This window comes from Streptomyces sp. NPDC004111, from assembly GCF_042874215.1.
Taxonomy (GTDB): domain Bacteria; phylum Actinomycetota; class Actinomycetes; order Streptomycetales; family Streptomycetaceae; genus Streptomyces.
On sequence record NZ_JBIAMU010000001.1, the window covers coordinates 568,304 to 594,705 of the forward strand.

Annotated in this window: 23 protein-coding genes and 1 pseudogene; 8 read left to right on the forward strand and 16 right to left on the reverse strand. The window is 72.4% G+C overall.

Features of this window, described 5'->3' with window-relative positions; all coding sequences use genetic code 11:
- Nucleotides 1–102 precede the first annotated feature (102 nt).
- Nucleotides 103–681 carry a dihydrofolate reductase family protein gene (locus tag ACFYVL_RS02525; RefSeq protein ID WP_389240906.1) on the reverse strand — a complete coding sequence of 193 codons (579 nt, stop codon included), beginning with the start codon at nt 679–681 and terminating at the stop codon, nt 103–105.
- 402 nt (nt 682–1,083) lie between these two features.
- On the opposite strand from ACFYVL_RS02525, the gene ACFYVL_RS02530 reads away from it, so the two are divergent.
- Complete coding sequence (locus ACFYVL_RS02530) at nt 1,084–1,533, forward strand: SRPBCC family protein (protein ID WP_389240907.1); 450 nt, start codon at nt 1,084–1,086, stop codon at nt 1,531–1,533.
- 99 nt (nt 1,534–1,632) lie between these two features.
- Here ACFYVL_RS02530 and ACFYVL_RS02535 read toward each other — a convergent pair whose 3' ends face one another.
- Nucleotides 1,633–2,394 (reverse strand): class I SAM-dependent methyltransferase, encoded by a 762-nt coding sequence (locus ACFYVL_RS02535; RefSeq protein ID WP_389240908.1) that lies wholly within the window; start codon nt 2,392–2,394, stop codon nt 1,633–1,635.
- Nucleotides 2,395–3,059: 665 nt separating this feature from the next.
- Between ACFYVL_RS02535 and rho the strand changes: the two genes are divergently transcribed.
- A complete protein-coding gene (rho, locus tag ACFYVL_RS02540) occupies nt 3,060–4,208 on the forward strand; it encodes a transcription termination factor Rho (RefSeq protein ID WP_389240909.1) in 1,149 nt (382 codons plus the stop codon).
- A gap of 121 nt (nt 4,209–4,329) precedes the next feature.
- Here the strand turns inward: rho and ACFYVL_RS02545 are convergent, their stop codons facing one another.
- From ACFYVL_RS02545 to ACFYVL_RS02555, 3 genes are all read right to left on the reverse strand, one after another.
- The gene (locus ACFYVL_RS02545; RefSeq protein WP_389240910.1) at nt 4,330–4,638 is read right to left on the reverse strand and encodes a MiAMP1 family antimicrobial peptide; all 309 of its coding nucleotides are present in this window, start codon (nt 4,636–4,638) and stop codon (nt 4,330–4,332) included.
- Between the two features lie 226 nt (nt 4,639–4,864).
- Entirely contained in the window at nt 4,865–5,590 is a 726-nt protein-coding gene (locus ACFYVL_RS02550; protein WP_389240911.1) for a DUF4232 domain-containing protein, read from the reverse strand.
- A 317-nt stretch (nt 5,591–5,907) separates the two neighbouring features.
- Nucleotides 5,908–6,297 (reverse strand): VOC family protein, encoded by a 390-nt coding sequence (locus ACFYVL_RS02555; protein WP_389240912.1) that lies wholly within the window; start codon nt 6,295–6,297, stop codon nt 5,908–5,910.
- Between the two features lie 86 nt (nt 6,298–6,383).
- Here ACFYVL_RS02555 and ACFYVL_RS02560 point away from each other — a divergent pair, with 86 nt between their 5' ends.
- On the forward strand, nt 6,384–6,845 hold the full coding sequence (locus ACFYVL_RS02560) for a MarR family winged helix-turn-helix transcriptional regulator (protein WP_389240913.1): 462 nt from the start codon (nt 6,384–6,386) through the stop codon (nt 6,843–6,845).
- A gap of 19 nt (nt 6,846–6,864) precedes the next feature.
- On the opposite strand, the gene ACFYVL_RS02565 is transcribed toward ACFYVL_RS02560, so the two are convergent.
- The 4 genes from ACFYVL_RS02565 to ACFYVL_RS02580 form a co-directional block, all read right to left on the reverse strand.
- A complete protein-coding gene (locus ACFYVL_RS02565) occupies nt 6,865–7,812 on the reverse strand; it encodes an SDR family NAD(P)-dependent oxidoreductase (protein ID WP_389240914.1) in 948 nt (315 codons plus the stop codon).
- Nucleotides 7,813–7,954: 142 nt separating this feature from the next.
- Nucleotides 7,955–8,491 (reverse strand): hypothetical protein, encoded by a 537-nt coding sequence (locus ACFYVL_RS02570; RefSeq protein WP_389240915.1) that lies wholly within the window; start codon nt 8,489–8,491, stop codon nt 7,955–7,957.
- A gap of 101 nt (nt 8,492–8,592) precedes the next feature.
- Nucleotides 8,593–9,102 (reverse strand): carboxymuconolactone decarboxylase family protein, encoded by a 510-nt coding sequence (locus ACFYVL_RS02575; RefSeq protein ID WP_389240916.1) that lies wholly within the window; start codon nt 9,100–9,102, stop codon nt 8,593–8,595.
- 244 nt (nt 9,103–9,346) lie between these two features.
- Nucleotides 9,347–11,146 carry an alpha/beta hydrolase gene (locus ACFYVL_RS02580; RefSeq protein ID WP_389240917.1) on the reverse strand — a complete coding sequence of 600 codons (1,800 nt, stop codon included), beginning with the start codon at nt 11,144–11,146 and terminating at the stop codon, nt 9,347–9,349.
- Between the two features lie 540 nt (nt 11,147–11,686).
- Between ACFYVL_RS02580 and ACFYVL_RS02585 the strand changes: the two genes are divergently transcribed.
- Entirely contained in the window at nt 11,687–12,235 is a 549-nt protein-coding gene (locus tag ACFYVL_RS02585; RefSeq protein WP_389240918.1) for a TetR/AcrR family transcriptional regulator, read from the forward strand.
- Nucleotides 12,236–12,569: 334 nt separating this feature from the next.
- Complete coding sequence (locus tag ACFYVL_RS02590; protein WP_389240919.1) at nt 12,570–14,870, forward strand: MMPL family transporter; 2,301 nt, start codon at nt 12,570–12,572, stop codon at nt 14,868–14,870.
- A gap of 661 nt (nt 14,871–15,531) precedes the next feature.
- On the opposite strand, the gene ACFYVL_RS02595 is transcribed toward ACFYVL_RS02590, so the two are convergent.
- The 3 genes from ACFYVL_RS02595 to ACFYVL_RS02605 all read right to left on the reverse strand — a co-directional run bounded on the left by ACFYVL_RS02595 (nt 15,532) and on the right by ACFYVL_RS02605 (nt 19,620).
- Entirely contained in the window at nt 15,532–17,688 is a 2,157-nt protein-coding gene (locus tag ACFYVL_RS02595) for a TerD family protein (protein ID WP_389240920.1), read from the reverse strand.
- Between the two features lie 199 nt (nt 17,689–17,887).
- Nucleotides 17,888–18,478, reverse strand: coding sequence for a hypothetical protein (locus ACFYVL_RS02600; protein ID WP_389240921.1), 591 nt, complete (start codon nt 18,476–18,478; stop codon nt 17,888–17,890).
- Nucleotides 18,479–18,600: 122 nt separating this feature from the next.
- Nucleotides 18,601–19,620, reverse strand: a complete 1,020-nt coding sequence (locus ACFYVL_RS02605) for an alpha/beta hydrolase family protein (protein ID WP_389240922.1) — start codon at nt 19,618–19,620, stop codon at nt 18,601–18,603.
- Nucleotides 19,621–19,783: 163 nt separating this feature from the next.
- On the opposite strand from ACFYVL_RS02605, the gene ACFYVL_RS02610 reads away from it, so the two are divergent.
- Together ACFYVL_RS02610 and ACFYVL_RS02615 are read left to right on the forward strand one after the other, a co-directional pair.
- The gene (locus ACFYVL_RS02610; RefSeq protein ID WP_389240923.1) at nt 19,784–20,377 is read left to right on the forward strand and encodes a TetR/AcrR family transcriptional regulator; all 594 of its coding nucleotides are present in this window, start codon (nt 19,784–19,786) and stop codon (nt 20,375–20,377) included.
- A 426-nt stretch (nt 20,378–20,803) separates the two neighbouring features.
- Complete coding sequence (locus ACFYVL_RS02615) at nt 20,804–21,916, forward strand: PhlD (protein ID WP_389240924.1); 1,113 nt, start codon at nt 20,804–20,806, stop codon at nt 21,914–21,916.
- A gap of 63 nt (nt 21,917–21,979) precedes the next feature.
- Here the strand turns inward: ACFYVL_RS02615 and ACFYVL_RS02620 are convergent, their stop codons facing one another.
- The 4 genes and pseudogenes from ACFYVL_RS02620 to ACFYVL_RS02635 all read right to left on the reverse strand — a co-directional run.
- Nucleotides 21,980–22,399, reverse strand: a complete 420-nt coding sequence (locus tag ACFYVL_RS02620) for a PLDc N-terminal domain-containing protein (RefSeq protein ID WP_389240925.1) — start codon at nt 22,397–22,399, stop codon at nt 21,980–21,982.
- Between the two features lie 97 nt (nt 22,400–22,496).
- Nucleotides 22,497–23,075: a DUF1269 domain-containing protein gene (locus ACFYVL_RS02625; RefSeq protein ID WP_389240926.1), complete on the reverse strand. Its 579-nt coding sequence runs from the start codon at nt 23,073–23,075 to the stop codon at nt 22,497–22,499.
- 108 nt (nt 23,076–23,183) lie between these two features.
- Nucleotides 23,184–23,468, reverse strand: coding sequence for a hypothetical protein (locus ACFYVL_RS02630; protein WP_389240927.1), 285 nt, complete (start codon nt 23,466–23,468; stop codon nt 23,184–23,186).
- Between the two features lie 152 nt (nt 23,469–23,620).
- Nucleotides 23,621–24,007: pseudogene (locus ACFYVL_RS02635) on the reverse strand (DUF1622 domain-containing protein); the annotation flags it as partial.
- Nucleotides 24,008–24,688: 681 nt separating this feature from the next.
- On the opposite strand from ACFYVL_RS02635, the gene ACFYVL_RS02640 reads away from it, so the two are divergent.
- On the forward strand, nt 24,689–26,380 hold the full coding sequence (locus ACFYVL_RS02640; RefSeq protein WP_389240928.1) for an FAD-dependent oxidoreductase: 1,692 nt from the start codon (nt 24,689–24,691) through the stop codon (nt 26,378–26,380).
- Nucleotides 26,381–26,402 lie beyond the last annotated feature (22 nt).

Here is a 26,402-nt window from a genome sequence, read left to right on the forward strand (position 1 = left end):
GGCGCGCTGGCCCGCAGGGCGAGGAGGGACTCACCCCCCGGCGGGCACGGAAGGCGGCCCCCTCCCCCGGCCGGTGCGGGCGGAGGGGGCCGGACGGCGGCCTCAGACGTGCAGGGTGGGCCGGTAGACGAGCTCCTGGATGTGGCCGTCGAGCGTGCGGTGTTCCAGCAGTTCGAGATCGAAGTCGGGCGCGCCCTGGAAGAGCGGGGCCAGCCCGCTCTTCCCCGTGATCACCGGGAAGAGGGTGACCTGGACGCGGTCCACCAGGCCCGCGGCCATCAGCGCCCGGTTCATCGCCAGGCTGCCGTGCGAGCGCAGCGGCACCTCGGACTCCTCCTTGAGCGCGGCGACGACCTCCACCGCGTCACCGGGCACGACGGTGGCGTCCGGCCAGTCGATGGGTGCCCGCAGCGTGCTCGACACCACCGTGGCCGGCAGGTTCCGCATGCGCGTGACCCACGCGTCGCGCACGTCGTCCTCCTCGGTGCTCGCCGCGAGCATCTGCGCGAACAGCCGGTACGTCCGGGCGCCGATGACCATCCGCTGCTCCTCCTCGTACTGCTTGAGGCGGTGTGCGAGGAGTTCGGGGCCCTGCTTGCCCCAGTAGCCGGTCCAGTTCCCGCCGGCGCCGCCGTAGCCGTCGAGGCTGGAGAAGACGTCGAAGGTGTAGGTGGCGGTCATGCTGTTCCCCTCGGTCGCGGTGGGAGGCGCGCGGCCCCGTGGACCCCGTGGATCACGGGGAACACAGAAATCCCATGGAGCGCTGCCTCGTGGAGCACCTTGCCCAGGGAAGACTGCCGCCGGCGCCAGAACTCATCGCCGCACCCGCCGCCGCCCGCTCCCACGCCGTACGCGGGCGGCTCCGTGCGCCCGGACGGGCACGGATGCGACACGCGGCCCGCCCTCGTACCGGAATTTCCCGGAAGTGTGTGTAAACCGGGCACACACGGTGACCCGACGCCTGCGCAACGCCCCGGCCAGGCCCCCGAACCACCGCACACCGGCGTCCGGCACCGGCCGCCGACACCGGCCCCACCGGCTCCAGAGGCCCCACCGGCCGACCGACACCGCTCCGGAGGATCCATGACAGTCAGGCACCAGCTCATCCGTCGCTCTCCGCGCGCCCTGTGGGAGGTGCTGAACGACGCCTCCCGCTACCACGAGTGGGTCGTGGGGACGCGCTCCCCGCACTCGGGCGAGGGCGTCTGGCCGGCCCGCGGAGCCACCCTGCGCTACACGGTGCGGTGGGGGCCGAAGGCGTTCGAGGCGTACACGGTCGTACGCCGCCACCAGGCGCCGCGCGCCCTGGAGCTGGAGACGCACAGCGGTCCGCTGGGCGCCGCGCGCATCGCGTTCGACATCCGGCCCTGGGGCGAGCACACCCTCGTCCTCCTGGACGAGCACCCGCTGCGCGGGGCGGGCAGTGCTCTGCACCGCGGTGCGGTGGACGCGCTGCGGCAGGTACGGCACCGCCGCATGCTGGCGCGGCTCGCACGGGTGGTGGAGGGGTCGGTTCCGGCACGCGGGGCATGAGCGCGCCGTCCGCGCGCCCACCCGGCCCGCGACGCCTCACTCCCCCTCAAGGAGCCGCACTCCCCCTTGAGGAACCGTTCACCGTCCCCGCCGCCCTCCTCAGCGGCCGGTCGCCACCAGCAGCCGGCAGCGCGGGGAGCCGTCCGGGCGGCGGCCGAGTTCGTCCAGTGCGTACAGCTGGACGTCGAAGCCGGCGGTGGACAGTTCCGCCGTGACGTCGCCGAGGCGGAAGCCCCGGTAGTACATGACGAACGGGGGCCGCCACAGCGCGTTGCGCACCCGCATCGCGGCGTCGAAGCCGAGCATGGCGAGGTGGCCGCGCGAGCCGGGCGCGGCCGGGGCAGGCAGCGGGAAGGCGAACCTGCCGCCGGGCCGCAGCACCGCCCGGACCTGGGAGAAGAGCGCGGGGCGCTGGGCGGGCAGGAAGTGCCCGAAGGCACCGAAGCTCACCACCAGGTCGAAGGCCGGACCGAAGGGCAGCGCGAGCGCGTCCCCGCGCACCCAGTGCGCGGGGACGGCCGACCCGGCTGCGGCAGCCGGAGCCTGGGACGGCGGCCGTACGGGACCCTGCGCCCGGCGGGCCACTTCCAGCATCCCGGCGCTGATGTCCACCCCCGCCACCCGCTCCCGGCACACCTCCTGGAGCACGGCCGCCCCGGCACCGGTGCCGCAGCACAGATCGAGCCCCGTACCGAAGGGACCGAGGTCCCGCAGCACCCGGGTCACCGGAGCGAGAACCGCTTCGGGAGTACGGAAAGGGGTGTGGTCGAACTTCGGGGCGAGCAGGTCGTAGCCGCGCTCGACGGAGGACAGCGCCTGAACGGCCAGTTCTCGGAAGGTGGGTCCCTGGGGTGCGAACATCGCGCCCAGCATAGGCCGCGCGGAGGCCCGGAGACGGCGGGACCGCAGCCGCGCTGCCGCCGAGACGCGTCGAGGGCACGCCGCCGGGCCGGGCTCCGGAACGGTGGGCGCGGCGCCGATGGTGCCCCGGGGCGCTGGGGCCGCAAGCCCCGGCACCACCCCGCGGCAGCTCCCGCAGTCCCCGCACAGCCGTGCCGGTGCACCCCGGTGCCCTGTCCCGCGCCCCTCGTCACCGCACCGCTCCACACCGCTCCACACCGCTCCGCGATCGGGTCGGTACCGTGCGTCCGGTTCGTGTGCTACATTGCTGACAGCACTCGCGTACGCCCCATCTGTGGCGCCGGTGCTCGTCTCCGCTCCGGAAGTCTTCCGGACGCACGTTCATCCTCATGACCGTTCCTCGGTCGCCGGTGAACACATCGCTTTCCGGTTCTGCCCTCGGCTTCCCGGAGCGTCGCACTTCCGAAGTTTCTCGCGCAGCGGTCGTCTCCGCTGCTTCCTTTCGGCACCCGGGCTTCCGGCCGGTCTCGTACGAGTACCAGCCCCCGGGTCCGTCGGCGGTCGCGGGCCCTTCTGCCCGCCCCGCGGGGCCACCGTGCCCCGCCGTGCTGCCGCCCCTCCCCCTCACTTCTTCGTATCCACGTCCTCGAAAGGACCGGTCCACCATGACCGCCACACTCGAAAACCCCCGAAGCACCGCCCCCGCCGACCGCACGGTGGAAGCCATGGGCATCCTCGACCTGGCGGGAGGGGGCGGCCACGGCTTCCTGCGCGGGCCCGCTCTCCTGGCCACGCCCCGCGACGTACAGGTGCCCGCCGCACTGATACGTCAACTCGGTCTGCGCAAGGGCGACTTGGTGAGCGGGGTGTGCGGGAGGCCGCAGGCGCTCGCCCAGGTCGACCTCGTCAACGGCGCCCCGCCGGACGCCGTGCGGCGGCGGCCCCACTTCCGCGATCTGACACCGCTGCACCCGCGTGAGCGGCTGCACCTGGAGAGCCCCGGCGGCGGGCTCGGTCCGCGCGTGGTCGATCTCGTCGCCCCCGTCGGCAAGGGGCAGCGCGGACTGATCGTCGCTCCGCCGAAGACCGGAAAGACGGTACTGCTCCAGCAGCTCGCCGCCTCCGTCACCGCCAACCACCCCGAGACGCACCTCATGGTGGTGCTCCTGGACGAACGGCCCGAGGAGGTCACCGACATGCGCCGCAGCGTGCGGGGCGAGGTGTACGCGTCGACGTTCGACCGGCCCGCCAAGGAGCACATCGCGCTCGCGGAACTCGCCGTGGAGCGCGCCAAGCGGCTGGTCGAGACGGGCCGTGACGTCGTGATCCTGCTCGACTCGCTGACCCGGCTGTGCCGGGCGCACAACAACGCGGCCTCGTCCGGCGGACGCACGCTCAGCGGCGGTGTCGACGCCTCCGCACTGCAGGGGCCGAAGCGGCTGTTCGGCGCGGCCCGGCTCACCGAGGAGGCGGGTTCGCTGACGATCCTGGCAACCGCCCTGGTGGAGACGGGCTCGCGGGCCGACGACTACTACTTCGAGGAGCTGAAGAGCACCGGCAACATGGAACTGCGGCTGGACCGCTCGCTCGCGGACCGGCGCGTCTTCCCCGCCGTCGACATCTCCCCCTCGGGCACCCGACGCGAGGAACTCCTCATGCCCCCTGCCGAGTTGGCCGCCGTGCGCGGTCTGCGCCGGGCCCTGCAGTCGCGCGAGGGCCAGTCCACCCTGGAGGCCGTCCTGACGAAACTGCGGCACACCCCCGACAACGCCGCCTTCCTGCGGCAGGTCCACTCCACGGTGCCGGGTTCCTGAGGACCGGAGGTTCCGCCGCGCGTCGGTCAGGGGTGCGGCGGGAGAGCCGGGCCGGGCGCACCGGAGGGGCGGCCCCGGCGACACCTGCCGGAACCGCCCCTCCGTACACCGCGAGCCGCCGTCAGCAGACGATGAAGATGCTCTGCCAGCCCACCGGGGTGCGCTGCTCGGCGCCGTCGTCCGACGGGAGGGTGAAGTGCGCGACGCCCTGGCCGTTGGGCTGGTTGTACATGCGGCCGGACTGGCCGTCGCCGTACCACTTGTACGAGCCGTGGTAGGGGATGTTGGAGACGCCGCAGGAGGAGATGACCACGCTGCGGCCGGAGAAGCCCTCGCCCTCGTAGGCGACGTACTGGGAGGCGGTGGCCGTGCCCGCGGTGGCGACGACCGCCATGAGGGCGGAGGCGATGGTCAGGGGGATGCGCTTCACGCTGGTACTCCGAACGTAGATCGGCAAGTGCACACAGAGCGTCACCTGTTGTCACGTACCGTATACAACGCGGGAGTGGATCACGAAACGAACACGAACGGATCCCGGCACCCCCTGGTGGGGCTGCCGGGATCCGCTGCGGTGTCCGCCCGCGCCCCGTCGAGGGGGCGGGACTTCTACGGGTCCGTCAAGTTGCTTGCGATGCGAGCGAGTTGAGGTACGACGGTCAGCGTGCGCCGCCCTGGCCCGCGCTGCCGATCGGGCCGACCGTCACCGGCGCACCGGAGCCGTCGGTGACCGGCAGGGTGGCCGCACCGGGCCACTTCAGGGTGACCGACTTGGTCTCGTCCGGCGGGGTCACCACCAGTCCGGTGATGCGGACGCCGGAGCCGCCCGACTTGTTGGCCGGGTAGTGGATGCCGAAGGCCACCGTCTCACCGCTCTTGAGGGTGCCCGGCACGACCGGCTCGCTGCTGCGCTTCGCGGACAGCGCACCCTGGTTCGTCTTCAGGTCGACGCCGGCGAACCCGGAGATCGCGCACTCCTCGCCGCCCCCGTTCTTCAGCTCCACCGCCACGGTGTTCTCCGCGTCGCCGCCGATCGTGGCGTCCATCGCCTTGAACTCCAGCGCGTCGGTACGGCACTTCTCGACCTTCTTGCCCCCCTGGGCGCCGGAGGAGCCCGAATCCTGGCCGCCGGAACCCTTGCCCGCGGAGCCCTGACCCGCCGAGCCCTGACCGGCGGAGTCCTTGCCGGCCGAGTCCTTGCCCGCGGAGTCCTTCCCGCCGTCCTGGCCCGCACTGCCCGCTTCCGAACCGCCGCCCGAAGAGGCCGCGGTGGCCGGGGCCGACGGGTTGTCCTGCGCGGCGCCGTCGTTGCCGTTCTGACAGGCAGTGAGCGAGAGACCGGCGGCGACCGCCAGGGCGGCGAAGGTGAGCTTGTGAACGCGCATGGCTTCTTCCTCGGGGTTGTGGGGGGAATGCCGAACTACTCGGAAAGAGCGAGTACGAGTCGGTAGTTGGCCGTTGTCGATCGATACGAGTCGGTATCGGCGAGCACTTCTGATCAACAAGACCGGTTCGCACCGGCCCACCGTTCCGCCCAACCAGCCCCTAATACATCCCTGTTACACGCGCGACCGGGGCATCGCGCCCGCAAGTGCGCCGCCACAGTGGATCTCCCCCTTCCCCGCACCCGGTCGGCGCGCGTGCCGACCGGGACAGAGCCGTGACCCGGTGGGGCTTGACCGCGCACAGTGCGGTCGGCCGGTCAGGCGCCGTGGGCGGTGAGCACATAGCCCTCGGGGCCCTCGAAGGAGAACATCGGCCCGAACGGGCTCTCCGTGATCGGCGTGAGGATCTTCGTCCCCGCCGCGACGAGCTGGTCGTGGAGCTGCTGCGCGTCGGAGGTGCGGAACCACATGACCACGCCGAGGCCGGGTCGCACGGCGCCACCGAGGTCGGTGCCCGGGATGGGCTCGCGAAGGGCGAACGGGGTCGGCCGGGTGTCGAACACGACCGCGTGGGGCGGCGAGACCTCGGCCCGGCGCAGCCCCAGGTGCTGTTCGCAGAAGGCCGCCGCGGCCTCCAGGTCGCGCACTTGCAGGGCCACGAAGTCGGGGCCGTCGATGGTGGCGGGACGGTCGGTGGCGTCGGACATGGAGCTTCCTCGTTCCTTGCGGCAATGTCAGGACTTTGACATGACTGAGGCTAGGGGTGCGAGGTCTCATATGTCAAAATGCTGACATGGAAGAGCATGTGTCGCCCGAGCCGCCCCATCCCGCGAAGGACGTCACCCAGCACGTGGGGTACCTGCTCAAACGTGCCCAGTCCGCGTTGCGCGGGGCCATGGACAAGGTGCTGCGCGAGCACGGGCTGACCGTGCCGCAGTACTCCACGCTCGAACTCCTCGCGCTGCACCCCGGCATGTCCAACGCCGACCTCGCCCGCGCCACCTTCGTCACCCGGCAGTCCGGCAACGTCGTACTGCGGGGCCTTCAGGACGCGGGCCTGATCTCCCGCCCCGCCACCGCCGAGCACGGCCGCGCGCGCCCCGCCCGACTCACCGAGGAGGGGCGCGCGCGCCTGGCCGCGGTCCAGGCCGCCGTCTACGCCGTGGAGCAGCGGATGGTGGACGCGGTCCCGGCGCAGCGCCTGGGAGCGTTCCTCACCGACCTCGAACGGGTGGCCCGAGCCTTGGAGGAATGACCCGCGCCCGCCCTGCCGGTCAGCGGCCGAGGAGCGGATCGACGCCGGTCAGCGCGCTGCTGACGGCCCACAGCCGGGCGGCGACGGCCCGGTCGGCCATGTGGGCGGGGACCGGTTCGCGCCGCGGTGCGCCGCGCAGGCCGAAGACGCGCGGCCCCCACAGCTGGCCGCCCGCCACCTCCGGGTCCAGGACGGCACGGACGACCGGCCAGGCTCCGGCGTCCTTGCCCTGCACCAGGAGCCCGGCGGGCGCCGCACGCAGACGTGCGCCGGGGCCGGCCACGTGCACCGGCGGGCGGGACGGGGTGAGGGAGTCCAGCGCGCCGCCGGGGTGGGCCACCACACTGAGCACCGTGCTGCCGGCGGCGCGCAGCCTGCGGTCGAGTTCGAAGCCGAAGCTCATCTGTGCCAGCTTCGACCTGCCGTAGGTCCGCTTGGGGCGGTAGTCCCGGCGCGACTGCGGGTCGTCCAGGTCGAGCCGCTCCGAGCGGGCCGCGAAGCTGCCCACGGTCACGACGCGGGCGGCCGGGGCCGCGGACAGCAGCGGGGCCAGCCACCGGGTGAGCGCGAAGTGGCCGAGGTGGTTGGTGCCGAACATCAGCTCGTGGCCGTCCCCGGTCTCCAGGCGCGGCGGGTCGTCGAGCGCGACGCCCGCGTTGTGGACCACCGCGTCGAGACGGTCGACGTCCAGTTCGCCCACGGCCGCCTCCAGCGACGGCAGGTCGGCGAGGTCCAGCCGCAGGTGCTGTACGCGGGCGCCGGGGACGCGCATGCGGATCGTGGCCGCCGCGGCGTCGGCCTTCGCGGGGTCCCGGCTGCCGAGTACGACGACGGCGCCGGTACCGGCCAGCTGTTCCGCGACGAAGTAGCCGATTCCGGCGTTGCCCCCGGTGACCAGGAATGTCCTGCCCTCGGCGGACGGCAGCCGGTGGACGTCCCACGGACGGCTCTGGGATACGGAAGACACGGTGGCGGGCTCCTTGCGCTCGGGGGCGGCGTGCTCATGGGGAGCAGGCCGCCGCCCTCAACGTCGCAGCCGCCACCGACAGACCGCCGACAGCGCGCGCCCGCCGCCGACGGGCCGCCGACAGGCCGCCCGGCGGCGCCGACTACACCTTCCGGCACCAGACTTCGGCGTCCGCGAGGGCCGCCGAGGAGTAGAGGGGGTCCGGCGTGATCAGCGGCAGGCCCTCGACGCGGTGCCCGTCGACCGTGATCGATCCGGTGCGGCACGGCATCCACACCGTGGAGAGCACGTTCGGCTCGCCGCCGAGGTCGTACGCCTCGTTGCGGGCCGGCCGGCGGTCCAGCGGTTCGGCCACCTCCACCACGATCCCGTCGCCCGCGGCCCGCATGCCGGAGTTGAGGTCGAGGGTCAGATCGACCGGTGAGGCCGTCAGTTCGGGCTCGTGCCAGGGCAGACCGGCCGTGACGTCGGCGAAGTACCGGTTGAAGGAGGTCGCCAGCCACAGGCCCAGCTCGGGGTCGGAGGCGACCACCCGGACCTGCTGGGGGTCGCCGTACACAAGGGCACGACCGGGGCCGTGCTCCGACCAGTCCACCCGCCAGACCGACGCGTAGGCGACCGGCTGCCCGCCGTTGTACAGGGTGACGAACGGATTGGCGCCCATCAAGCGAACCTGCATGTGCCGACCCTAGCCCTCGGGCGGTCGGCGCGGGCCGGATCGCATCCACTGGGGTTCGGCGCGGGCCCGATCGGGCCCGCCGGGCGCCGTCGCGTACCCGGTCAGTCCCACTGGGGGTCGGCGAGGGACTCGACCGGTGCGGGCTTGCCGATCACCGCCAGGGCGATGAAGAAGCCGATCTGGCCGATCGCGACGGTCAGGGTCGCCAGGGCCTTCTCGTCGTAGTGCGCGGCGACCCGCGCGTACAGCTCGTCGGTGACCCGCTCCCGGCCGGACGGCGCGGGCGTGAGGGTGGCTTCCACGAGGGCGAGCGCGGCGCGTTCGGCCTCGGTGAAGCACTTGGCGTCCTGCCAGGAGGAGACCGCGGTGATGCGCTCCTCGGACACGCCCCCCTTGCGCAGGAAGCCGGTGTTGAGGACGGTCAGGTAGGTGTTGTGCACGATCTGTCCGGCGCGCAGGTGCACCAGGTTCATCGTGGTGCGCGGCACCGACCGGTTGCCGGTGGCCCGGAAGAGCGCGGCGCTGATCTCGTTCAACTCCGGTACGAAACCGGCCGGGTTGGGCATCCGGGAGATCGAGGTACGGGTGGCGGTGGTCGTGGTCCGTGTCATGGCCGGGCTCCTGTTCGCGGGGCGGCGCCTTCGGTGCGCCGCCGTCATCGGTTTGACGGAGCGCGGCGCGACGATGTGACGGCTTCACGGGATTTCTTTTCCGCGGGGTGCCCGCGCGGTGGTGGGAGGACGCGGAGGAGGACACGGAGGAAGTCGTACGCGGGGGCAGGGCGGCCCCCTCCGCCGGCCTCTCCGACGCCTCCGTCACCTGTCCGTCGCCTCTCCGTTGTCCATCGCCTCTCCGTCAGCCTCCGCGTCTGGCGTCCTGCGCCTTCTTCAGCCGTGCCGTGTCCGCGTCCGTCCAGCCCTGCGGCGGGACGACCGCGGCCCAGCCCTCGACCGCGTTGGTCCCGTAGCGGTGGCCGTGCGGCGGCGGGGCGTCGAAGGACACCGCCAGGTCCACCGTGACCTGCCAGAACGTCGCCAGCGGAACCCAGTCGATCTCGTCCGTGACGTCCGGGCCCAGCGGGTCGCGCAACCAGGCGGGGCGGGAGAAGAGCAGGTCGGGTGTCCACCAGACCACCGGGTCGGAGGCGTTCTGGAGGTAGACGACCCGGGGGCGGTCCCACGGTCCGGTGGGCCTGGCCAGGTCCTCGCGGGGGAACTGCGCGACCCGGACGTGGCGGCCCCGGTCGTACTCGGGGCGCCAGACGGGGCTGCCCTCGTCGCGTCCGGCCGCGATCTCCCGCCGGATCGGGCTCGCGTGCGGCGGTCCGACCAGGAGCGCGCCGTCGGTGCCGGCCAGCAGGTCGTCGAGGTTCCCGAAGCTCGCCTCGACGGCGTACGCCCCCAGGCTCTCGCCCGACACCACCAGCTTCGGCCGGGAATCGGCGGGCAGCGTCGCCCACTTGGCGTGGACGGCCTCGTACAGGGCGCGGGAGGCGCGGGCCGCCTTCTCCTTGTCGACGAGGAAGGAGATCCAGGACGGGAGGTACGAGTACTGGACCGCGGCGATCGCCGTGTCACCGCCGTACATGTACTCCAGCGGCTCGACCACCCAGCGGTCCACCCATCCGCTGCCGGTGGTGCCGACCAGGGCGATCACCCGCCGGTCGAAGGCCCCGGTGCGCTCCAGTTCGCGTACGGCGATGTCGGCGGCGGCCCGGAAGTCCTCCGGTCCGACGGCCTCGCCGACGTACACCCGCACCGGTTCCTCGGCGGGGCGTCCGGTGAACGCGGCGATGTCCTGCCGGGTCGGGGTCTCGCTGATGAACTTGCGCCCCTCCGCGCCCAGTTCCTTCCAGCGGACCAGCGAGCGCGGGCTGCCGGAGAGGGCGGCGGAGTCCGGGGGCCGCTCGTGGTCCGCCATGCTCAGGTTCACGGTGCGGGAAATGCGGTCGACGGCGCCGATGAACCCGCGTTCGTACAGCACGTTCTTGGAGAAGACGACGACGAGGAGCGTGGTCGCCAGCAGGCCCGCGGTGTACGCGACCGGCTGCGGCACCCAGCGGGCGCACCAGCGGATGAGGGTACGGGCGAGCAGCCGCACGCTCCGCGCGACGAGCACCAGGAGCGTGCACACCACGATCGCGATCAGCATGATCATCGGGGTGTGCCAGACCAGCGAGGGCTCCAGCCCCTGGAGGGTGCGCAGCCTGCGCTGGGCGTGGGCGCTCCAGGAGACGGCGGCCGTCGACACGACGAGGGCGGCCGGGTAGTAGACCTGCCAGCAGCGGACCCGCGCACGGTCGGAGAACCGCCGCGCGACGACGGGGCGCAGCAGCCGTCCCGCGACGGCCCCGAGCGCGTAGCCCGTCGCCGCCGTGATGCCGCCGATCAGCCCCTGGAAGTACCAGGGCCGGGGCAGCAGCGAGGGCGTGAGGGAGAACCAGAAGAAGGCCGTGGCGGACAGGACACCGGCCAGGGTGGGCCAGCGGCGCACGACCCAGGACGCGTCCGGCGCCTCCCAGAAGGGCCGGCGGGCCCAGCGGGTCAGGGTGCCGAGGAAGGCAGCGGAGGGCGGCGGGGTGGGGCTCTGGCGGGAACCCGGCGTGGGCCGAGGGGGCTGGGGTGCCGACTGCGGGGCGGAGTACGAGGAGGGCATTGTGGGGCGATGCTCGCATATCGACCGAGCAGATCGGGGGGTGGGGCGGGGTCCGCGCGTCCGGGTGGGGGGTGCGCGGGTGCGGGCGGGGGGCGTGTGCGGGCGGGGGTGCGCGTGCACGGGCAGGGGCGGGATGGGCGCGGGTCGGGGTGAGGTGGGTGCGGGCCGGGGAGAGGCGGGCGCGGGGGGGGGCGCACTCCTACGGGGCGGGCGCCCGGCGGCGCGGCGAGTGCCCGCACTCCGCCCTGTTGCTCACTCCGGAATCCGACGCACCACCTGCGCTCACCTCACTGCCTAACGCACCACCCGCGCTCACGCCGATGCCCGACGCACGACCCGCACTCACCTCGCGATACCCGACGCACCACCCGCGCTCACACCGATGCCCGACGCATCGCCCGCACTCACGCCGATATCCACCACACCTCTTGTCCGGATCTGCCCGTACCCGGGATTCGGTCACCCACTCGATGACGCACCTCACACCGATTCCCTGTCCGATCGGTCAGTTCTGACCGATCGGACAGTTACGGTGGAGGAATGGCACGCCCAGCGTCCGCGATGCGCGGACAGATCCTCGACTCAGCGCTCCGGCTGTTCGCCACGAGTGGCTTCAACGGCACCTCCCTGCACGCCATCGCCGTCGACGCGGGCTGCTCGAAGGCGTCGTTGATCTACCACTTCAGTACGAAGGAAGCGATCCTCACCGAGTTGCTCACGCCCGCGGGAGAAGGGCTGGCCGCCCTCGACGCGCGGCTGGCCGGTCTGTCCGAGGAGCAGCAGGTGGAGGAGGCCGTCACCGGATACGTGGACCTCGCCCTGCGCTACCGGCGCGAGGTGAAGATCCTCTTCGAGGACACTCCGACGATGATCTGCAACCCCGCGATGGGCGACATCACGGCATTGGCGGAGCGTCTCATCGAGGCCATGAGTGGCGGATCGGGGGACGCGAGACGGATCGTCAGCGCGCACATGGTGCTCGGGGCGGTGTTCGTCACCTGTGCCAGTGAGATCGACGTACCCGACGAACTGCTGCGGGACGAACTGGTCGAGGGCGCGCTGCGCACGCTCGGCCACCGCGCGGGGTAGCCGCCCGCGGTGGCCGCGCGGGGGCGGTCACGGCGGTGTCCGGCCGGGCTCGCGGTACGGGAGACAGGCCACCCGTACCGGATACCGGAAGGGCCGCACCGGCTACCGGGCGCCACCCGGTCCCGTACCGGAGGAACCGCCCTCACCCGGCGCGGCACACCCCGCACCCCGCGACCCCCACGCCCCCCCGCACACACGACCCACCGGCGTCCTTCCCACCTCCCCGGCGAAACGGGCGCCTCCCCCGAACCGACCTGCGAACCGACCCGCGAACCGACCTTCGAACCGACCTCCAGATCGATCTTCGAACCGACCGAGGAGACACACCCTCCGCATGGCTTCCCTGCTCTACCGGCTCGGCCGGTTCTCGTTCCGCCGCCGCGGTCGCATAGCCGCCGGCTGGCTGGTCCTGCTCGCCCTGCTCGGCACTCTGGCACTCGTCTTCCAGGGGCCGACGACCGACAAGTTCACCATGCCCGGCACCGAGTCACAGCGTGCCCTGACCGCCCTCAAGGAGGAGTTCCCCGAGGCCAGCGGTACCACCGGCACCGTCGTGGTGGCGGCTCCCGAGGGTGAGAAGCTGACTCCCGCCCGGGTCGCCCCGATCGTGCGCGACGCCGCGGCGGTGCCCGGCGTACTGGGCGCGATCGACCCCTTCCAGGCGAAGTCCCTCTCGCCCGACCTCCGCTACGCCCTGGTCCAGGTGCAGTTCGACAAGAGCGCCGAGGACGTCACGGACGACCAGCGCGCCGCGTTCGAGAAGGCCGGTGCGTCCGCGAAGGGCCTGACCGTCGAGCACGGCGGCGAGGTGATGACGGCCAAGGTCGAGGTGGGTTCCACCGAGGCGATCGGCGTCGCGGTCGCCGCGGTCGTACTCGTCGTCACCTTCGGCTCCCTGGTCGCCGCCGGAATGACCCTCCTGAACGCGCTGATCGGCGTCGCCGCGGGCATGGCCGGGCTGTTCGCGCTGAGCAGCACCGTCGAGCTGACCAGCACCGCCCCGGTCCTCGCGCTGATGCTGGGCCTGGCGGTCGGCATCGACTACTCCCTCTTCATCACCTCCCGCTACCGGCAGTACCTCGCCGAGGGCATGGACGGCGAGGAGGCCGTCGGCCGGGCCACCGGAACAGCCGGCTCCGCGGTTGTCTTCGCGGGTGCCACGGTGGTCATCGCCCTGGTGGGCCTGTCGGTGGTCGGGATTCCGTTCCTGAGCGTGATGGGTCTGGCCGCCGCCGGGACCGTGCTGGTGGCCGTCCTGGTCGCGCTCACCCTGCTGCCCGCCGCGCTCGGCTTCGCGGGCGACCGGGTGCTGCCGCGCCGCCTCCGGAAGGAGCGCAGGCAGGGCAACGGCGAGGCCGCGACCGGAGCGCAGGCCCCGACCGCCACGGCCAGGACGTCGGCAGGAGCGGACAAGGCCGGAACGAACGGGACCGGAACGTACGGGACCGGTACCGACAGGACCGGGGCGGACAAGGCCCGCGAGCCGTTCGGCTTCCGCTGGGGCCGGTTCGTAGCCAAGCTGCGCATCCCGCTGCTGCTCGTCGGCATCGTGGGTCTCGGCGCGCTCGCGCTGCCGGCCCAGAACATGCGGCTCGCCCTGCCCGACGCGGGCACCGCCGCCGTCGACTCCTCGGCCCGCAAGGCGTACGACCTGACCAGCGAGGGGTTCGGCCCCGGCTTCAACGGACGGCTGCTCGCCGTCGTCACGTCCGACGACCCGACGCAGACCAAGGAGGCGACCACCCAGGCCGCCGGCCTCATCCAGAAGACGGAGGGTGTCCTCGCGGTCGCCCCGCCGCAGTTCAACAAGGAGGGCACCACCGCGCTGCTCGCCGTCATCCCGAAGGACGGCCCGACGGCCGTGGCCACCGAGAACGCGGTCCACGACATCCGCGACAAGGTGGAGCAGGTCAAGGGCGCGGACATCGCGCTGACGGGCGTCACCGCGCTCGGCATCGACGTGTCGGAGAAGCTCGCCGACGCCATGCCCATCTACCTCGCACTCGTCGTCGGCCTGTCCGTGCTGCTGCTCATGCTGGTGTTCCGCTCGGTGCTGGTGCCGCTGAAGGCGGCGCTGGGCTTCCTGCTCACCGTCGGCGCGACGTTCGGCATCACGGTGGCGATCTTCCAGGAGGGCCACCTCGCGGAGTTCCTCGGGATCGACACCCCGGGGCCGCTGGTCAGCTTCCTGCCGATCCTGCTGATCGGCATCCTCTTCGGGCTGGCGATGGACTACGAGGTCTTCCTCGTCTCCCGCATGCGCGAGGACTTCGTGCACGGCACCCCGGCACGGGACGCCGTGGTGGCCGGCGTCGGGCACAACGCGCGGGTGGTGAGCGCTGCCGCGCTCATCATGACCGCGGTGTTCGGCGGGTTCGTCCTGCTGGACGACCCGATCATCAAGTCGATCGGGTTCGCACTGGCGGTGGGTGTGGTCGTCGACGCGTTCGTCGTACGCATGACGCTCGTACCGGCCGTGATGACCCTGCTCGGCCGGGCCGCCTGGTGGCTGCCGCGACCGCTGGAGAAGGCCCTGCCGGACCTGGACATCGAGGGCGCGAGCCTGGACGCGCACGGCGCGGACCGGGACGGCCTGGACAAGGACGGCCGGGAGCGCGACTCGGTGCCCGCCTGATCGGCCCCGTACGGCCCGGCTGCGGTACGGAGCCCGGAAGTACGTGACCCAGCACCAGCGAACCCAGAAGGGGGGCGACCGGAATTCTCCGGTCGCCCCCCTTCTGGGTCTTGGCCACTTCACGTACGGGCCCACCGCGCCGACGCGGGAAGGGCCCCGGCCGGTTCACGAAACCGGCCTCTGGGCCAGCAGGTTTCGCGTTCTCCACCAGGCGTGCCAGCCCCGTCGCGGGGCTCGGGCCGAGGACGTGCGCGACAGCGCGGCGCAGCGGCTCGTGTGCAGGTGGCGGAGACTCTCGTGGTGCAGAGTGTTCATTTTTGATGTGCTCCTGACATGACGCACCGCCTGCCCGAGGGCAGACGCGAGCGCCTGGAAACGATCTTTGGGAAGGAGCCCACCGTAGGCAGGGCGCGGAGAGCGGCGCGAGGGAATTAATCCGGCCAGAGGATTTCCGGACGCCCGCAGCTGGAGGGGGAGTTCACCCGCAAAAGGGTCCGCCGGGGCCGCTCCTGCGACATCGACCGGCCTCGACGTCCACCGTCACGGCGGGTTCACCGTCCGTGTCACGCCACCGCAGCGACCCACGCCCACTCAGGTTGACGGGCACGCCGCACGGGGCGGCGTGCCCGTCAGGAGGCTGTCGGCCTCTCGTACCGAATTCCTAGGCCGGTACCCGGCCGGCCGCCGGCGCGGCCTTCGCGCGTCCGCCCGCGCTCCGCGTCACCTTGTCCACCACGCTCACGTAGAAGTGGGCGACGGCAGCATCCACGGAGCGAATGAATCCGGTTTCGGCGTTGCCGCGCGTGCTGCCCACCCCCTTGGAGAGGGACAGCCGGAAACCCACGATCGAGGCGGCGTCCTTGGGCAGCAGGTCGCCCGGCTCCCGCCGCAGCTTCTCCATGGTGCCGCGAGGGCCCGTGCCCTCACCGTCGACGAGCGTCTGCACATGGAGATCCGCCGGAGCGTCCTCCAACTGCTTGACCAGACGCTTCGCCCAGCTCAACGGGTAGCCCTGCTCCGGAGCGGGCACGTCGACAGAGGTACGCAGCCTGCCGAGCCTCAGGTCGGCCGTCAGGGAGAGGATGCCGACGGCTCCCTCAACCCGGATCTCCGCCTGCAAGCGCCCGTCCTCACAGAACCGGTCGGCCAGTTCGACCCGTCGCGCCTGGGGGTCGGCACCCCGCTTGGCACGCTGAACCGGGATGACCTTGACCCCGAGTTCGCCGCCGAGCCGCAGACAGACCTGCCGGACGAGCCGCTCCCAGCTCTCCACCACGTGGACGGTGCGGGCATCGCCCGGACACAGGGTCTCCTCGTCGATGCCCTTGCGCACCGGCACCCAGGAGGAGCCCATGTTCTGGAATCCGTGGCAGCCGGAGTTCTCGTGCTGGAGGTAGTGCAGAAGTTCCTGGAGGAGCCAGGCGTGCGCTTCGTGACGTACGCCCTCGTGCCGGATCAGCATCTGCGCCTGGTGCGCCACTTCGGCCCAGGAGAGGTGCCACAGGGCGACCTTGTTCTTGCGCCGGCCGTCGATCTTCACGTCGACGAGCGGGCTGCCTTCGAGCGCGACGTCGTTGGAGAGGGTGATGACTGCCTCGTACCCGCGCCGGGCGGCGATGTCGGCGTACGCCTGAATCTGCTCGCTCTTGAGCGGGTTCCCGTTGGTCTTCGTCTCCACCAGTGCGGTCCACAGCTTTCCGGCCCGCTCGACGCGAATGACCCCGTCGGGACGCTTCGGGCTGTCGCCGTGCGGCAGTGACACCTCGGTGAAGGTCTCCATACGGCCCGCGGGAGCACCGAAGCCGGCCGTCAGTCTGCGTCCGAGTTCCGGCACCTGGGCCATGACGGAGAGCAGGACGGAGGTCGCCCGCATCTCGCGCTCGCGGTCGCTCTTGAGCGTGGAGGCGGGGAAGAGACGCGAGGGCCGCCAGGCGTCGTTCTCGGCCAGCGACGGTTTGGCGACCTTGGGAAGAGTGACCTTCTTCTTGGCGGTACGCAGACGTCGCGGCGGAGCGGCAGCAGCGCCCGGAGCGGCAGCCGTGGCGGCGGTGTCCGGGGCAACGGCCTCTGCGGAGGCGGTCTCCGAAGGCGCCGTTCCGTGGGCACCGCGCGGCGGTTCCGGTGCTGCCGCCTGGGCGGGAACGGCCGGCAGGGGCGACTCCGGCAGTACGGCCGGGCGCGGCACGGAGGCTGCCTCGGGCGATCCCGGTGCCGCTGCCTGGTCCGCCTCTGCGCGAGTTCCCTCGTCGTCGGGCCCCTCTCCCTGGTCGTCGTCCTCCTCGATGTCGATCCCGTAGTCGGTGGCCAGCCCGGCCAGCCCGGTGTCGTATCCCTGGCCCACCGCGCGGAACTTCCATTCCTCGCCCCTGCGGTAGACCTCGCCGAAGACGAACGCGCTCTCGGTGGTGGCGTCGGTGATGGCGAAGCGAAGGATCTTCTCCCCCGCGCCGTCGGCGAGTTCGAGTCCGAGGCTCTCGAACTCACCGAATTCCGCCCGCTGATGACGACTGGCCGCGACGACCAGACGGGCCACGTCGGCGGGGATCGCGGAGAGGGAGAGCTGGATGCGGTCCTCGGTGCCGTCGTCGGTCGGGGTGAGACCGAGGAGTTGGACGCTGCCGTCCGCCGCGGCCGGGTTGTTGTAGAAGTAGAAGTCGTCGTTGCTGCGTACCTTGCCGTCCTCGCCGAGCAGGAGAACGGACACGTCCGCATCGCCCTCTCCGCTGCTGCTGTTCCAGCGCAGGCTCACGGCGATGGACTCGTGGTCTTCCGTCAGCGCGGAGAGCGGAACGTTGGCGCCTTTGGTGATGTCGTGCACGAGGTTCCCCCCACGGGACTGGAAAACCGCGCCCCTCGCAGGGCACGGCGGTATGAGAATGTGCGTGGAGCCAGATGAGAGCTCCTCCCCAAGGAGCGTGCAGGGAGCCTAGCCCGGTCCATCGGCGCTCGGGGGCGAAACGCCTGACGGACCCCGTCCCGCTCACACGTCCCGGTGGGTGAATGGCACCTCTCCGGCGTCAGACGCCGGGTGGCAGGATCTCGGTGATCGTGGCCGTGCCGACTGCGGGGCGGCCCTCGTGCATGGTGATCGTGTCGCCCGGTTTCAGGTCGCGTTTTCTCCAGTGCTCGGGACGCAGGGGTGCCAGGCGGATGTCGGCGGTTTCGCCGGGGCCGAGTTCCCGGGCGGATTCGACCCAGATCACGGCGACGTGGAGGGCCTGTTCGGCGTTGGGCTCCCCCGGCGCCAGGTCCCACAGGGGGCGGAGTCTGCCGTCGCCGGCGAAGGGGGTCCGCCGTCCGCCCTCTTCCGTGCTCCGCAGGGTCAGTCGCGCGCGGACCGTGCCGTGGACGGTCTCCTGGCGGCGCCACTCGCACCAGCGGCGCGTGCGGCCGAGTGCCATCTGCCGTGCTGCTTCGGCCAGCATTTCCCAGCAGGACTCGGGGAGTCGGCAGACGTCCGCGACGTCGAGGAGGAGGGCGAGCGCCGTCTCCCACTCCTGGTGCTCGATGTACTCGTCGACGTCGTCGGCCGTCGCGCCGCTCTCTGCCACCGCGCTGCGGGGCAGCAGGTCAGCGGCGTGCCGCAGGAGTGTGAACGCATCGTCCATGGAGAGGACGGTAGGCGCACGGAGTACGGCCCCGGAGCCGCGGGGTGCCGGGGCGTGTGCCGAACGGGTGCGGCGGTGTTCGGCGGCAGTCCGGTTGCCAGGGCTCGGTTGCTTGGAATCGGTTACTTGGACTCGATGCGTCCCAGTGGGGCCGGGGAGGCGGCCAGTTCTTCGTGGGCGCGCTGCCAGGCGGGGTCCTTCGGGTGGAGGGCGCTGCGCAGGTATGCGCAGGTCAGCCGGGCGACCGTGGTGACGCGTTCGGGGTTCTCGTCCGTGGTCTCGGCGACGTCGTACCCGGAGATGCCGCCGAGGCAGTGTTCCGCGCCGAACAGGGTGAGGAGGGACTTGGGGCCCGGCGCGAGGGTGTAGGGGTCGGCGTGCCAGTCCGGTCCCCGGACGGTCAGGAAGGCGGAGTCGTCCTTGTCGCCGGCGACCACCAGCGCGGGCGTCGTCATCCGGGAGAAGTCCGTGGTGAGGAGGAAGGGGTAGTTCTCGGCGGTGAAGTCGGTGAGGGCGTCGCCGCCCCTGCCGGTCGCGGCGAGCAGGACTCCCGCCTTGATCCGGGGGTCGGCGAGGGCCACCTCCGTGCCGTCGTGCGGGTCGGTGAGCCTCGCGCCCAGCAGCAGGCTCGCGGTGTGGCCGCCCATCGAGTGCCCCGCCACGGCGACCCTGCTCCGGTCCAGGCGCCCGCGGAGCTGGGGCACTGCGTCCTCGATCGCGTCCAGCTCGTCGAGGACGCGCGACATGTCCTGCGCCCTCGTCCGCCAGTGACGCGGCCCTCCCGGAGTGTCGTCCGTGTCGGGGGCCGGGGCCGTCGGCGCCTTGAGGGACGCGGAGTCCAGGTGGGTCGGCTGGATCACGACGAAGCCGTGTGCCGCCCAGTAGTGGGCGAGGGGGGCGTAGCCGTTCAGCGAGGAGAGGTGGTGGGAGTGGCCGAGGCCGTGGGAGAGCAGGACCACCGGCAGGTCGCTGCCGGTGGTCGGCGCGGAGACCCGTACCTCCAGGTCCACGGCACGGCCGGGGGCGGGCAGCCGCACCGGACTGACCGAGAGGACGGGGGCGGGCCGGGGCCCGGCCGGGGCGGAGGGTGCCTCGGCCGGAAGGACTGCGTGGGGGTTGTCCGGGTACGTGGGTTCAGTCATGGCGGGATGTCCCTTCATCGGCCTCCGCCGCCCGCCGCGGTCGTCCGCGGGGCAGCGGGGCAGTACGGAGCGACCGGCTCGGCTATCCTGAAACGGATCGCTGCTCCATTTAATATATGGAGCACTGTTCCGTTTAGTCAACGGACATTGGAAGGAGAGCGTGGTGTCCACTGCGGACCAGCCCGGAGGAGAGCGGCTCAAGGGCAAGCGGGCCGATGCCCTGCGCAACCGGCAGACGGTGCTCGCCGCGGCCGCCGAGGTGTTCGTCACCTCCGGCGTCGATGCGCCGATCCGCCGGATCGCGGCACAGGCGGGCGTCGGGATGGCCACGATCTACCGCCACTACCCGACCCGGGCGGACCTCGTCACCGCCGTCTACCGCCACCAGATCGAGGCGTGCGCCGAAGCCGGCCCGAAGCTGCTGGCCGAGGCCGGCTCGCCGTTCGACGCGCTCCGCCGGTGGATCGACCTCTTCGTCGACTTCCTGGTCACCAAGCACGGGCTGGCCGACGCGCTCCAGTCGGACAGCGAACGGTTCGCGGCACTGCACAGCCAGTTCCTGGACCGCCTGATGCCGGTCTGCGCCCAGCTGCTGGACGCGGCGGCCGAATCGGGTGAGATCGAGCCCGGCACCGAGCCCTACGAGCTGATGCGCGGCATCGGCAACCTCTGCGTCGGCAGCGACAACGACCCGCGGTACGAACCGCGCAGGCTGATCGCACTGCTCCTCCAGGGGCTGCGGAGGCCGGCCGGCTGACGGCGGAATGCGGCCTGGGCGCGCGTACCCGGGGCCGGGCGTCCGGAGCAAGCGTCCTGGGTGCGCACCCAGGTGTCCGTCCCGGGTGCGCGTTCCGGGTGCACATTCCGGGGTGCGCGTCCCGGATGCGCGTTCCGGGTACGCGTTCCGGGTGCGCGCCCAGGCGCCCGTCCCGGGTACGGGACCCAAGCGCCCGTTCCGGGTGCCCGTCCCGGCCGCGCGGCCCCGGCAGGGGCGTCCGGCCCGCGCCCCTGGTGCACGCTCGCGGCCGGGACGCGAGCCCGGAACGGGCACCCCATCGAGCCCTGGCACACCGCCCCCCGCCCCGGACTCGCCCCTTCCGCCCGGACGTGCGGACTCCGTATGATTTTGTGGTCAACTCGCCACATTCATAAGCCAGTTGGCCTCGTTCCTTCACGTAGGTTTGTGCCACCCCCGCATGTCATCCGCCCCTTCCACAAGTGGGAGCAGTACATGTCCGGCGCCTACGTCACCCGTCCCGCCGTCGTCCTGGCCGACCATCGCATCACCACCGAGGAGATCCTCGACGACCTCCGCCTCCAGTTCGCCGACCACCCCCGCCTCGGCGCGTTCCTGCGGGTCGTCGCGAACTGCGGGGTGGACGCCCGGCACTTCACCCGCCCCCTGGACCACCCCAGCCTCAGCGCTTCGGCCACCGTCTCCGAGCGCACCCGTACCGCCTTCGAGGACGCCCTCGCCATGGCGGAACGGGCGTCCCGTACCGTCCTCGCCGAGCACCGCGTCGACCCGTGGGACGTCGACGCCGTCATCACCAGCCACACCACCAGCTGGGGCCTGCCCCACATGGACGTACGCCTCGCGAACGCGCTGGGCCTGCGCCCGGACGTGCGTCACCTCGCGATGACGACCCTGGCCTGCGTCGGCGGCGCCCAGTCGTTGATCCGGGCGGCCGACCTGGTCGCCGCGCACCCCGGCAGCACCGTTCTGGTCGTCGTCACCGAGGCGATATCCAGCGTCTGCGCCAACCCGCACGACACCTCGATCGAGGCGATCATCTACCGGGCGCTGTTCGGGGATTCGGCCGGTGCGGTCCTGGTCACCGACCGGCCGCTCGGGACCGGGCTGCGCATCGAGGACAGCTGGGAGCACACCCTCCCGGAGTCCACCGACCGCTACTACGGGCGGCTGGAGCACACCGGCCTCCACTTCAGGAGCACGAAGGCGGCGGTCCGGGCCGCCGGGGACGTGCTGCCGCACCTGCGGGACTGGCTGGGCGCCCCCGAGGTACTGGACTGGGCGGTCATCCACCCGGGCAGTCCCCGCATCATCACGGACGTGGCCGACGGGCTGGGCCTCGGCCACCAGGACACCCATCACTCGCGCACGTCCCTCGCGGAGAACGGCAACCTCGGCGGGATCGCGGTGCTCGACGTCCTGCGCCGCACCCACGACGCACCGCCCGCGGACAACTCCCCCGGGGTGCTGACCGCGTTCGGTCCCGGCTTCTCCACCGCGGCTCTGCGCGGCACGTGGACGAAGGCGGCGGCCGGCCGGTGAGAACGGCGCCGCGGGCCGGGGCGGCCCGGCCCGCGGCGCCCGCGGCCGTTGCCGCCCCCGCGTTCAGGACAGGACGTTGCTCTTGGCCCGCTGGTACTCCTCCTCGGAGATGTCGCCGTGCTCCCGGAGCCGGGACAGTTTCGTCAGCTCGTCGGCCTGGCTGGCTTGGGGCGTCTCGCTCGCCGCGGTCCGCCGTACGTAGTCGTCGAACGCCTCCTGCTGCGCCTGCGCCGCGCCCATTTCGCGCCGGCCCATGCTGCGGCCGCGGACGAGGACGTACACGAAAACGCCGAGGAAGGGCAGCAGCACCACGAAGAGGATCCAGGCCGCCTTGACCCATCCGTTCAGCTCGTGGTCGCGGAAGAGGTCGCTGATGATGCGGAACAGCAGGAAGAACCACAGGACCCACATGAACAGCCAGAACGTGGTCCAGAAGACGCCGAGCAGCGGATAGTCGTACGCGAGGGTGACGGAATCGCTCACAATCCTCTCCTTCCTCGCGCCGTTCGGCCGGAACGGCGCGGCCGGGTGGGCCTGCGGCGTGCGCGGGAACGCGGTGGCTGCGCCGCGCACGGCCGCCTCAGCGGTCGGTGTCCTTCGCCGACCTCTTGGTCTGCTTGGCCGACCTCTCGGTCTCCTTCACCGACTTCTCCGCCAGTTCCGCGTCGCGCTCCGCGGCGATGGCGAGCAGTTCGGCGGCGACGGGCGCGAGTACTTCCTCGGTGAGGAACCCCTCGGCCACGGGCACACCGCCCTGTTCGCGGATCGCGCGGCGCAGCTTCCGCGCCCAGCGGTGTTCGAGCAGCAGGAAACCGGTCGTGGTGCCCGGCTCCAGTGCGTCGGCGATCTCCCGGACGTCGTCGGCGTCGAGGCCGAAGGCACGTCCCGGGGCCAGTGACGGGACCGCCGCTTCCACGTCCCGCAGGCTTCCCGGGCTCAGTCCGAGCAATGCGCTGACCGTCTCGCCCATGCCTTCCATCTGGTAGCCGACGGAGACGAGGTCGCCATCGGTCTGCTTGTGCACGACCAGCAGGTCCAGCACGAGGATCTGGCCCGTGACCATGAGCTCTTCCAGCTCCTCGACGATCCGCCCCTCGAACTTCGTCTCCGGTCCGAACGCGATGGTCAGCATCTGGATGGGGCCGGTCTCGGTCGTCATTGCGGCCTCCTTCTGCCTCTGGGAGTTACCGTCATTGAGCGACGTGCCGGACCGGACGGCATCCCCCGCAGGGGGTGAGTGGGGCAGGGCCCTCGGACGGTACGACCGTCAACGGCCCGCCCGTCCGCAGGAGTCGGCTCTGCCTCGGGCACCCCGGTCAGGCCCGGCGAGGGCCGGGCCGAGAATCCCGCGCAGCGCGACCACCGCGGCTGCCAGGGCGACGGCGTACCAGGAGGGCTGCCCGGCCAGCCGGAGCAGGGCGGCGGCGGTGAGGAAGTCCAGCAGTACGGCCAGGGCCCGGCGCACGGTGCGGGTCAGGCGCCAGGCCGCCGCCGCGGCGACGGCGCCGAGTACGGCGACCAGTACGGCCGCCGTCTGCGGCCAGGTACTCATCCGGGCAGTCCCTCGGTGCCGTGGTCGCCCCGGGGGCCGTCGGTGCCGGGCGGGCTGTCCGGGCTGTCCGGGCTTCGCGGGGCGTGGGTGCCGGGCGGGCTGTCCGTGCCGTGGGGGCCATGAGTGCCGTGGGTGCCGTGGGGGCCGTGCGGGGGTGCCGTCTCGCCGCGTTCGATCTCGGCCCGTTCCTGGGCGATCTCGCGTCCGAGGAAGTAGTTCAGCGCGGTCCGGATGGCCGCGATGGCCGCCAGCTGGCCGATCTCGACGAAACTCGGTGCGACCGCCGTGCGCAGCACGTCACCGGCGAGCTGGAACTCCAGGCCGAGGACGAGGTACCGCCCCAGGTTCAGCCGGATCCGGTTGAACTCCGCCACCTTGCCGCGCCCGCGTGCACCCGCCCGCAGGAACTGCGCGAACGCCCACACCGCACCGACGAAGATGATCACCGCGCCCGCGCACTCGACCAGCCGGACCAGCAGCCCGATCACTTCGTGCAGGGTCGACTCGGGCAGAACTTCCGCCAACGCCAACAGGGTCATGCGGTCGCCGATACCCCCGGGCACGGTGGGCGACGCGCCTCGCGCACCGGGTTGCCGCCCCGGGGGACGATTTCCGGCAACGCGGCGAGGCCGCCGGGGCGCGGCGCGATGGAGGCGGATCCTCCGGGTCGAGGCGCGGCGGTGGACGCGGATCCTCCGGGTCGAGGTGCGGCGCGGCGCGGCGGAGGCGGATTTCCCGGCCAGGGCATCCCGCGGTGAAGGCGTCGCGTCCCCCCGGCCACGCCCGGTGGCGTCGGTCGCCCGTACCCCGGGCCACCGCGGGTGATCTCGTGCCGGCGGACTGTCGGCGGCCGACGGCAGGAGTCGGCGTGCCGTTAGTGATCTGTCGTCTCCTGCCCGGAGATTGGAGCCCGTCGGGGCCGGGACGGACGCTCCGCCGCTCCGGCCGACTCCCGCACCACGGCCGTCCGCCGACGCGGCGCACCCGGCGCGAACCGCCCCCGGTGTCTGCCCGGCACGGGCCACGACCACCCAGCAGATGCAGTCACCGTGAGGGCTCGCCGACCCGGCCCGCTCTCCCCTCCGAGAGCCCCGCAGCTCCCTCACAGCACTCCGGCCGTCCCCTTCCCGTGTGCCTCCGCCGCATTCCGCCATACCCCCACCCGTATGCTTCAATACCCCTGGGGGTAAATTGGCAGCAGTGGTATTCCAGGAGGAGTCATGAAGGTCGTCATCGTGGGAGGTGTGGCCGGCGGAATGTCGGCGGCCACCCGGCTGCGCCGCCTCAAGGACGACGCGGAGATCGTCGTCCTTGAACGCGGCGCCCACGTGAGCTACGCGAACTGCGGGCTGCCCTACTACCTCGGCGGGGTCATCGAGGAGCGCGACCGGCTCCTCGTGCAGACGCCGGAGGCGCTGCGGGCCCGGTTCGAGCTGGACGTGCGGGTGCGCAGCGAGGTCGTGGCGATCGACCGGGCGGCGCGCACCGTCCGGGTCCGCGACCTGGACGGCGGACGGGAGTACGACGAGACGTACGACCGGCTCGTCCTCAGCCCCGGCGCCCGGCCCTTCGTGCCCGAGCTGCCCGGAGTCTCCCGGGCCCGTACGCTGCGCGACGTCACCGACGTGGACCGGGTCGCCGCCGATCTGGACGCAGGTGCCCGGACGGCGGTGGTGGTCGGGGGCGGTTTCATCGGCGTGGAGGCCGCCGAGAACCTGCGCGAGCGCGGCCTCGCGGTGACGCTGGTCGAACTGGCCGACCAGGTGCTGCCGCCGCTGGACCCGGAGATGGCCGCCCCGGTCGCCGACGAGCTGCGGGCCCATGGCGTACGGATCGAACTCGGCGCCGAACTGGCCGCCGTCGGTACGGACGACGTCACACTGGCCGACGGCCGTACGCTGCCCGCCGACCTCGTCCTCATGGCCATCGGCGTACGCCCGGACACCCGTCTCGCCTCCGACGCCGGACTGGTGCTCGGAGTGCGCGGCGGCATCGCCGTCGACGACCGGCAGCGCACCAGCGACCCATACGTGTACGCGGTCGGCGACGCGGCGGAGAAGCGGGACGCGCTGTCCGGCGAGCCCACGCTGATCCCGTTGGCCAACCTCGCCAACCGGCACGGCCGCCTGGTCGCCGACGCCCTCGCGGGCCGCCCGGTCAGGGCGCGCGAAGCGGCCGGCACCGCCGTCGTCAAGGTCTTCGGGCGCACCGCCGCAGCGACCGGGTGGAACGAGAAGCGGCTGCGCGGCGCCGGACGCCCCTACCAGGCCGTACACCTGCACCCGGGCTCGCACGCCAGCTACTACCCGGGCGCGTCACCGATCGCACTCAAGCTCCTCTTCGACCCCACCGACCTGCGCATCCTGGGTGCCCAGGCGGTCGGTGCCGCCGGTGTGGACAAGCGCATCGACGTGATCGCCACGGCGATGGCGGGCGGGCTGAGCGCGGCGGACCTGGCCGACCTGGAACTGGCCTACGCCCCTCCGTACGGCTCGGCCAAGGATCCGGTGAACATGGCCGGAACGATCGCCGAGAACCTCGCCACCGGCATCAGCGTCTCCGTGCAGTGGCACGAGGTGGCGGGGCTGGTCGCCGACGGTGCCGCCCTGATCGACGTACGGGGCAGGGACGAGCACGCCCGGGGCGCGATCCCCGGCGCGCTGAACATCCCCGTCGACGAACTGCGCGCTCGGATCGCAGAGGTCCCCGCCGGCCGGCCGCTCGTCGTGCACTGCCAGGTGGGACTGCGCGGGCACACCGCCGCCCGGCTCCTCACCCAGCTCACCGGCCGGCCGGTCGCCAACCTCGACGGGGGCTACGCGACCTGGGCCGCCACGGCGGACGCCCGGCCGCACGCCGCCGGGCCCGTACAACCCCGTACCCCCGTCGAAGCCGCGCCCCGCGCCGCCTGACCTGCCCCGACCCGCCCGAGCG

Coding starts and splice junctions, on each gene's coding strand:
- ACFYVL_RS02525 (WP_389240906.1), bottom strand. CDS start 681: ATGACCGCCACCTACACCTTCGACGTCTTCTCCAGCCTCGACGGCTAC.
- ACFYVL_RS02530 (WP_389240907.1), top strand. CDS start 1,084: ATGACAGTCAGGCACCAGCTCATCCGTCGCTCTCCGCGCGCCCTGTGG.
- ACFYVL_RS02535 (WP_389240908.1), bottom strand. CDS start 2,394: ATGTTCGCACCCCAGGGACCCACCTTCCGAGAACTGGCCGTTCAGGCG.
- rho (WP_389240909.1), top strand. CDS start 3,060: ATGACCGCCACACTCGAAAACCCCCGAAGCACCGCCCCCGCCGACCGC.
- ACFYVL_RS02550 (WP_389240911.1), bottom strand. CDS start 5,590: ATGCGCGTTCACAAGCTCACCTTCGCCGCCCTGGCGGTCGCCGCCGGT.
- ACFYVL_RS02555 (WP_389240912.1), bottom strand. CDS start 6,297: ATGTCCGACGCCACCGACCGTCCCGCCACCATCGACGGCCCCGACTTC.
- ACFYVL_RS02560 (WP_389240913.1), top strand. CDS start 6,384: ATGGAAGAGCATGTGTCGCCCGAGCCGCCCCATCCCGCGAAGGACGTC.
- ACFYVL_RS02570 (WP_389240915.1), bottom strand. CDS start 8,491: ATGCAGGTTCGCTTGATGGGCGCCAATCCGTTCGTCACCCTGTACAAC.
- ACFYVL_RS02575 (WP_389240916.1), bottom strand. CDS start 9,102: ATGACACGGACCACGACCACCGCCACCCGTACCTCGATCTCCCGGATG.
- ACFYVL_RS02580 (WP_389240917.1), bottom strand. CDS start 11,146: ATGCCCTCCTCGTACTCCGCCCCGCAGTCGGCACCCCAGCCCCCTCGG.
- ACFYVL_RS02585 (WP_389240918.1), top strand. CDS start 11,687: ATGGCACGCCCAGCGTCCGCGATGCGCGGACAGATCCTCGACTCAGCG.
- ACFYVL_RS02590 (WP_389240919.1), top strand. CDS start 12,570: ATGGCTTCCCTGCTCTACCGGCTCGGCCGGTTCTCGTTCCGCCGCCGC.
- ACFYVL_RS02600 (WP_389240921.1), bottom strand. CDS start 18,478: ATGGACGATGCGTTCACACTCCTGCGGCACGCCGCTGACCTGCTGCCC.
- ACFYVL_RS02605 (WP_389240922.1), bottom strand. CDS start 19,620: ATGACTGAACCCACGTACCCGGACAACCCCCACGCAGTCCTTCCGGCC.
- ACFYVL_RS02625 (WP_389240926.1), bottom strand. CDS start 23,075: ATGACGACCGAGACCGGCCCCATCCAGATGCTGACCATCGCGTTCGGA.
- ACFYVL_RS02630 (WP_389240927.1), bottom strand. CDS start 23,468: ATGAGTACCTGGCCGCAGACGGCGGCCGTACTGGTCGCCGTACTCGGC.
- ACFYVL_RS02640 (WP_389240928.1), top strand. CDS start 24,689: ATGAAGGTCGTCATCGTGGGAGGTGTGGCCGGCGGAATGTCGGCGGCC.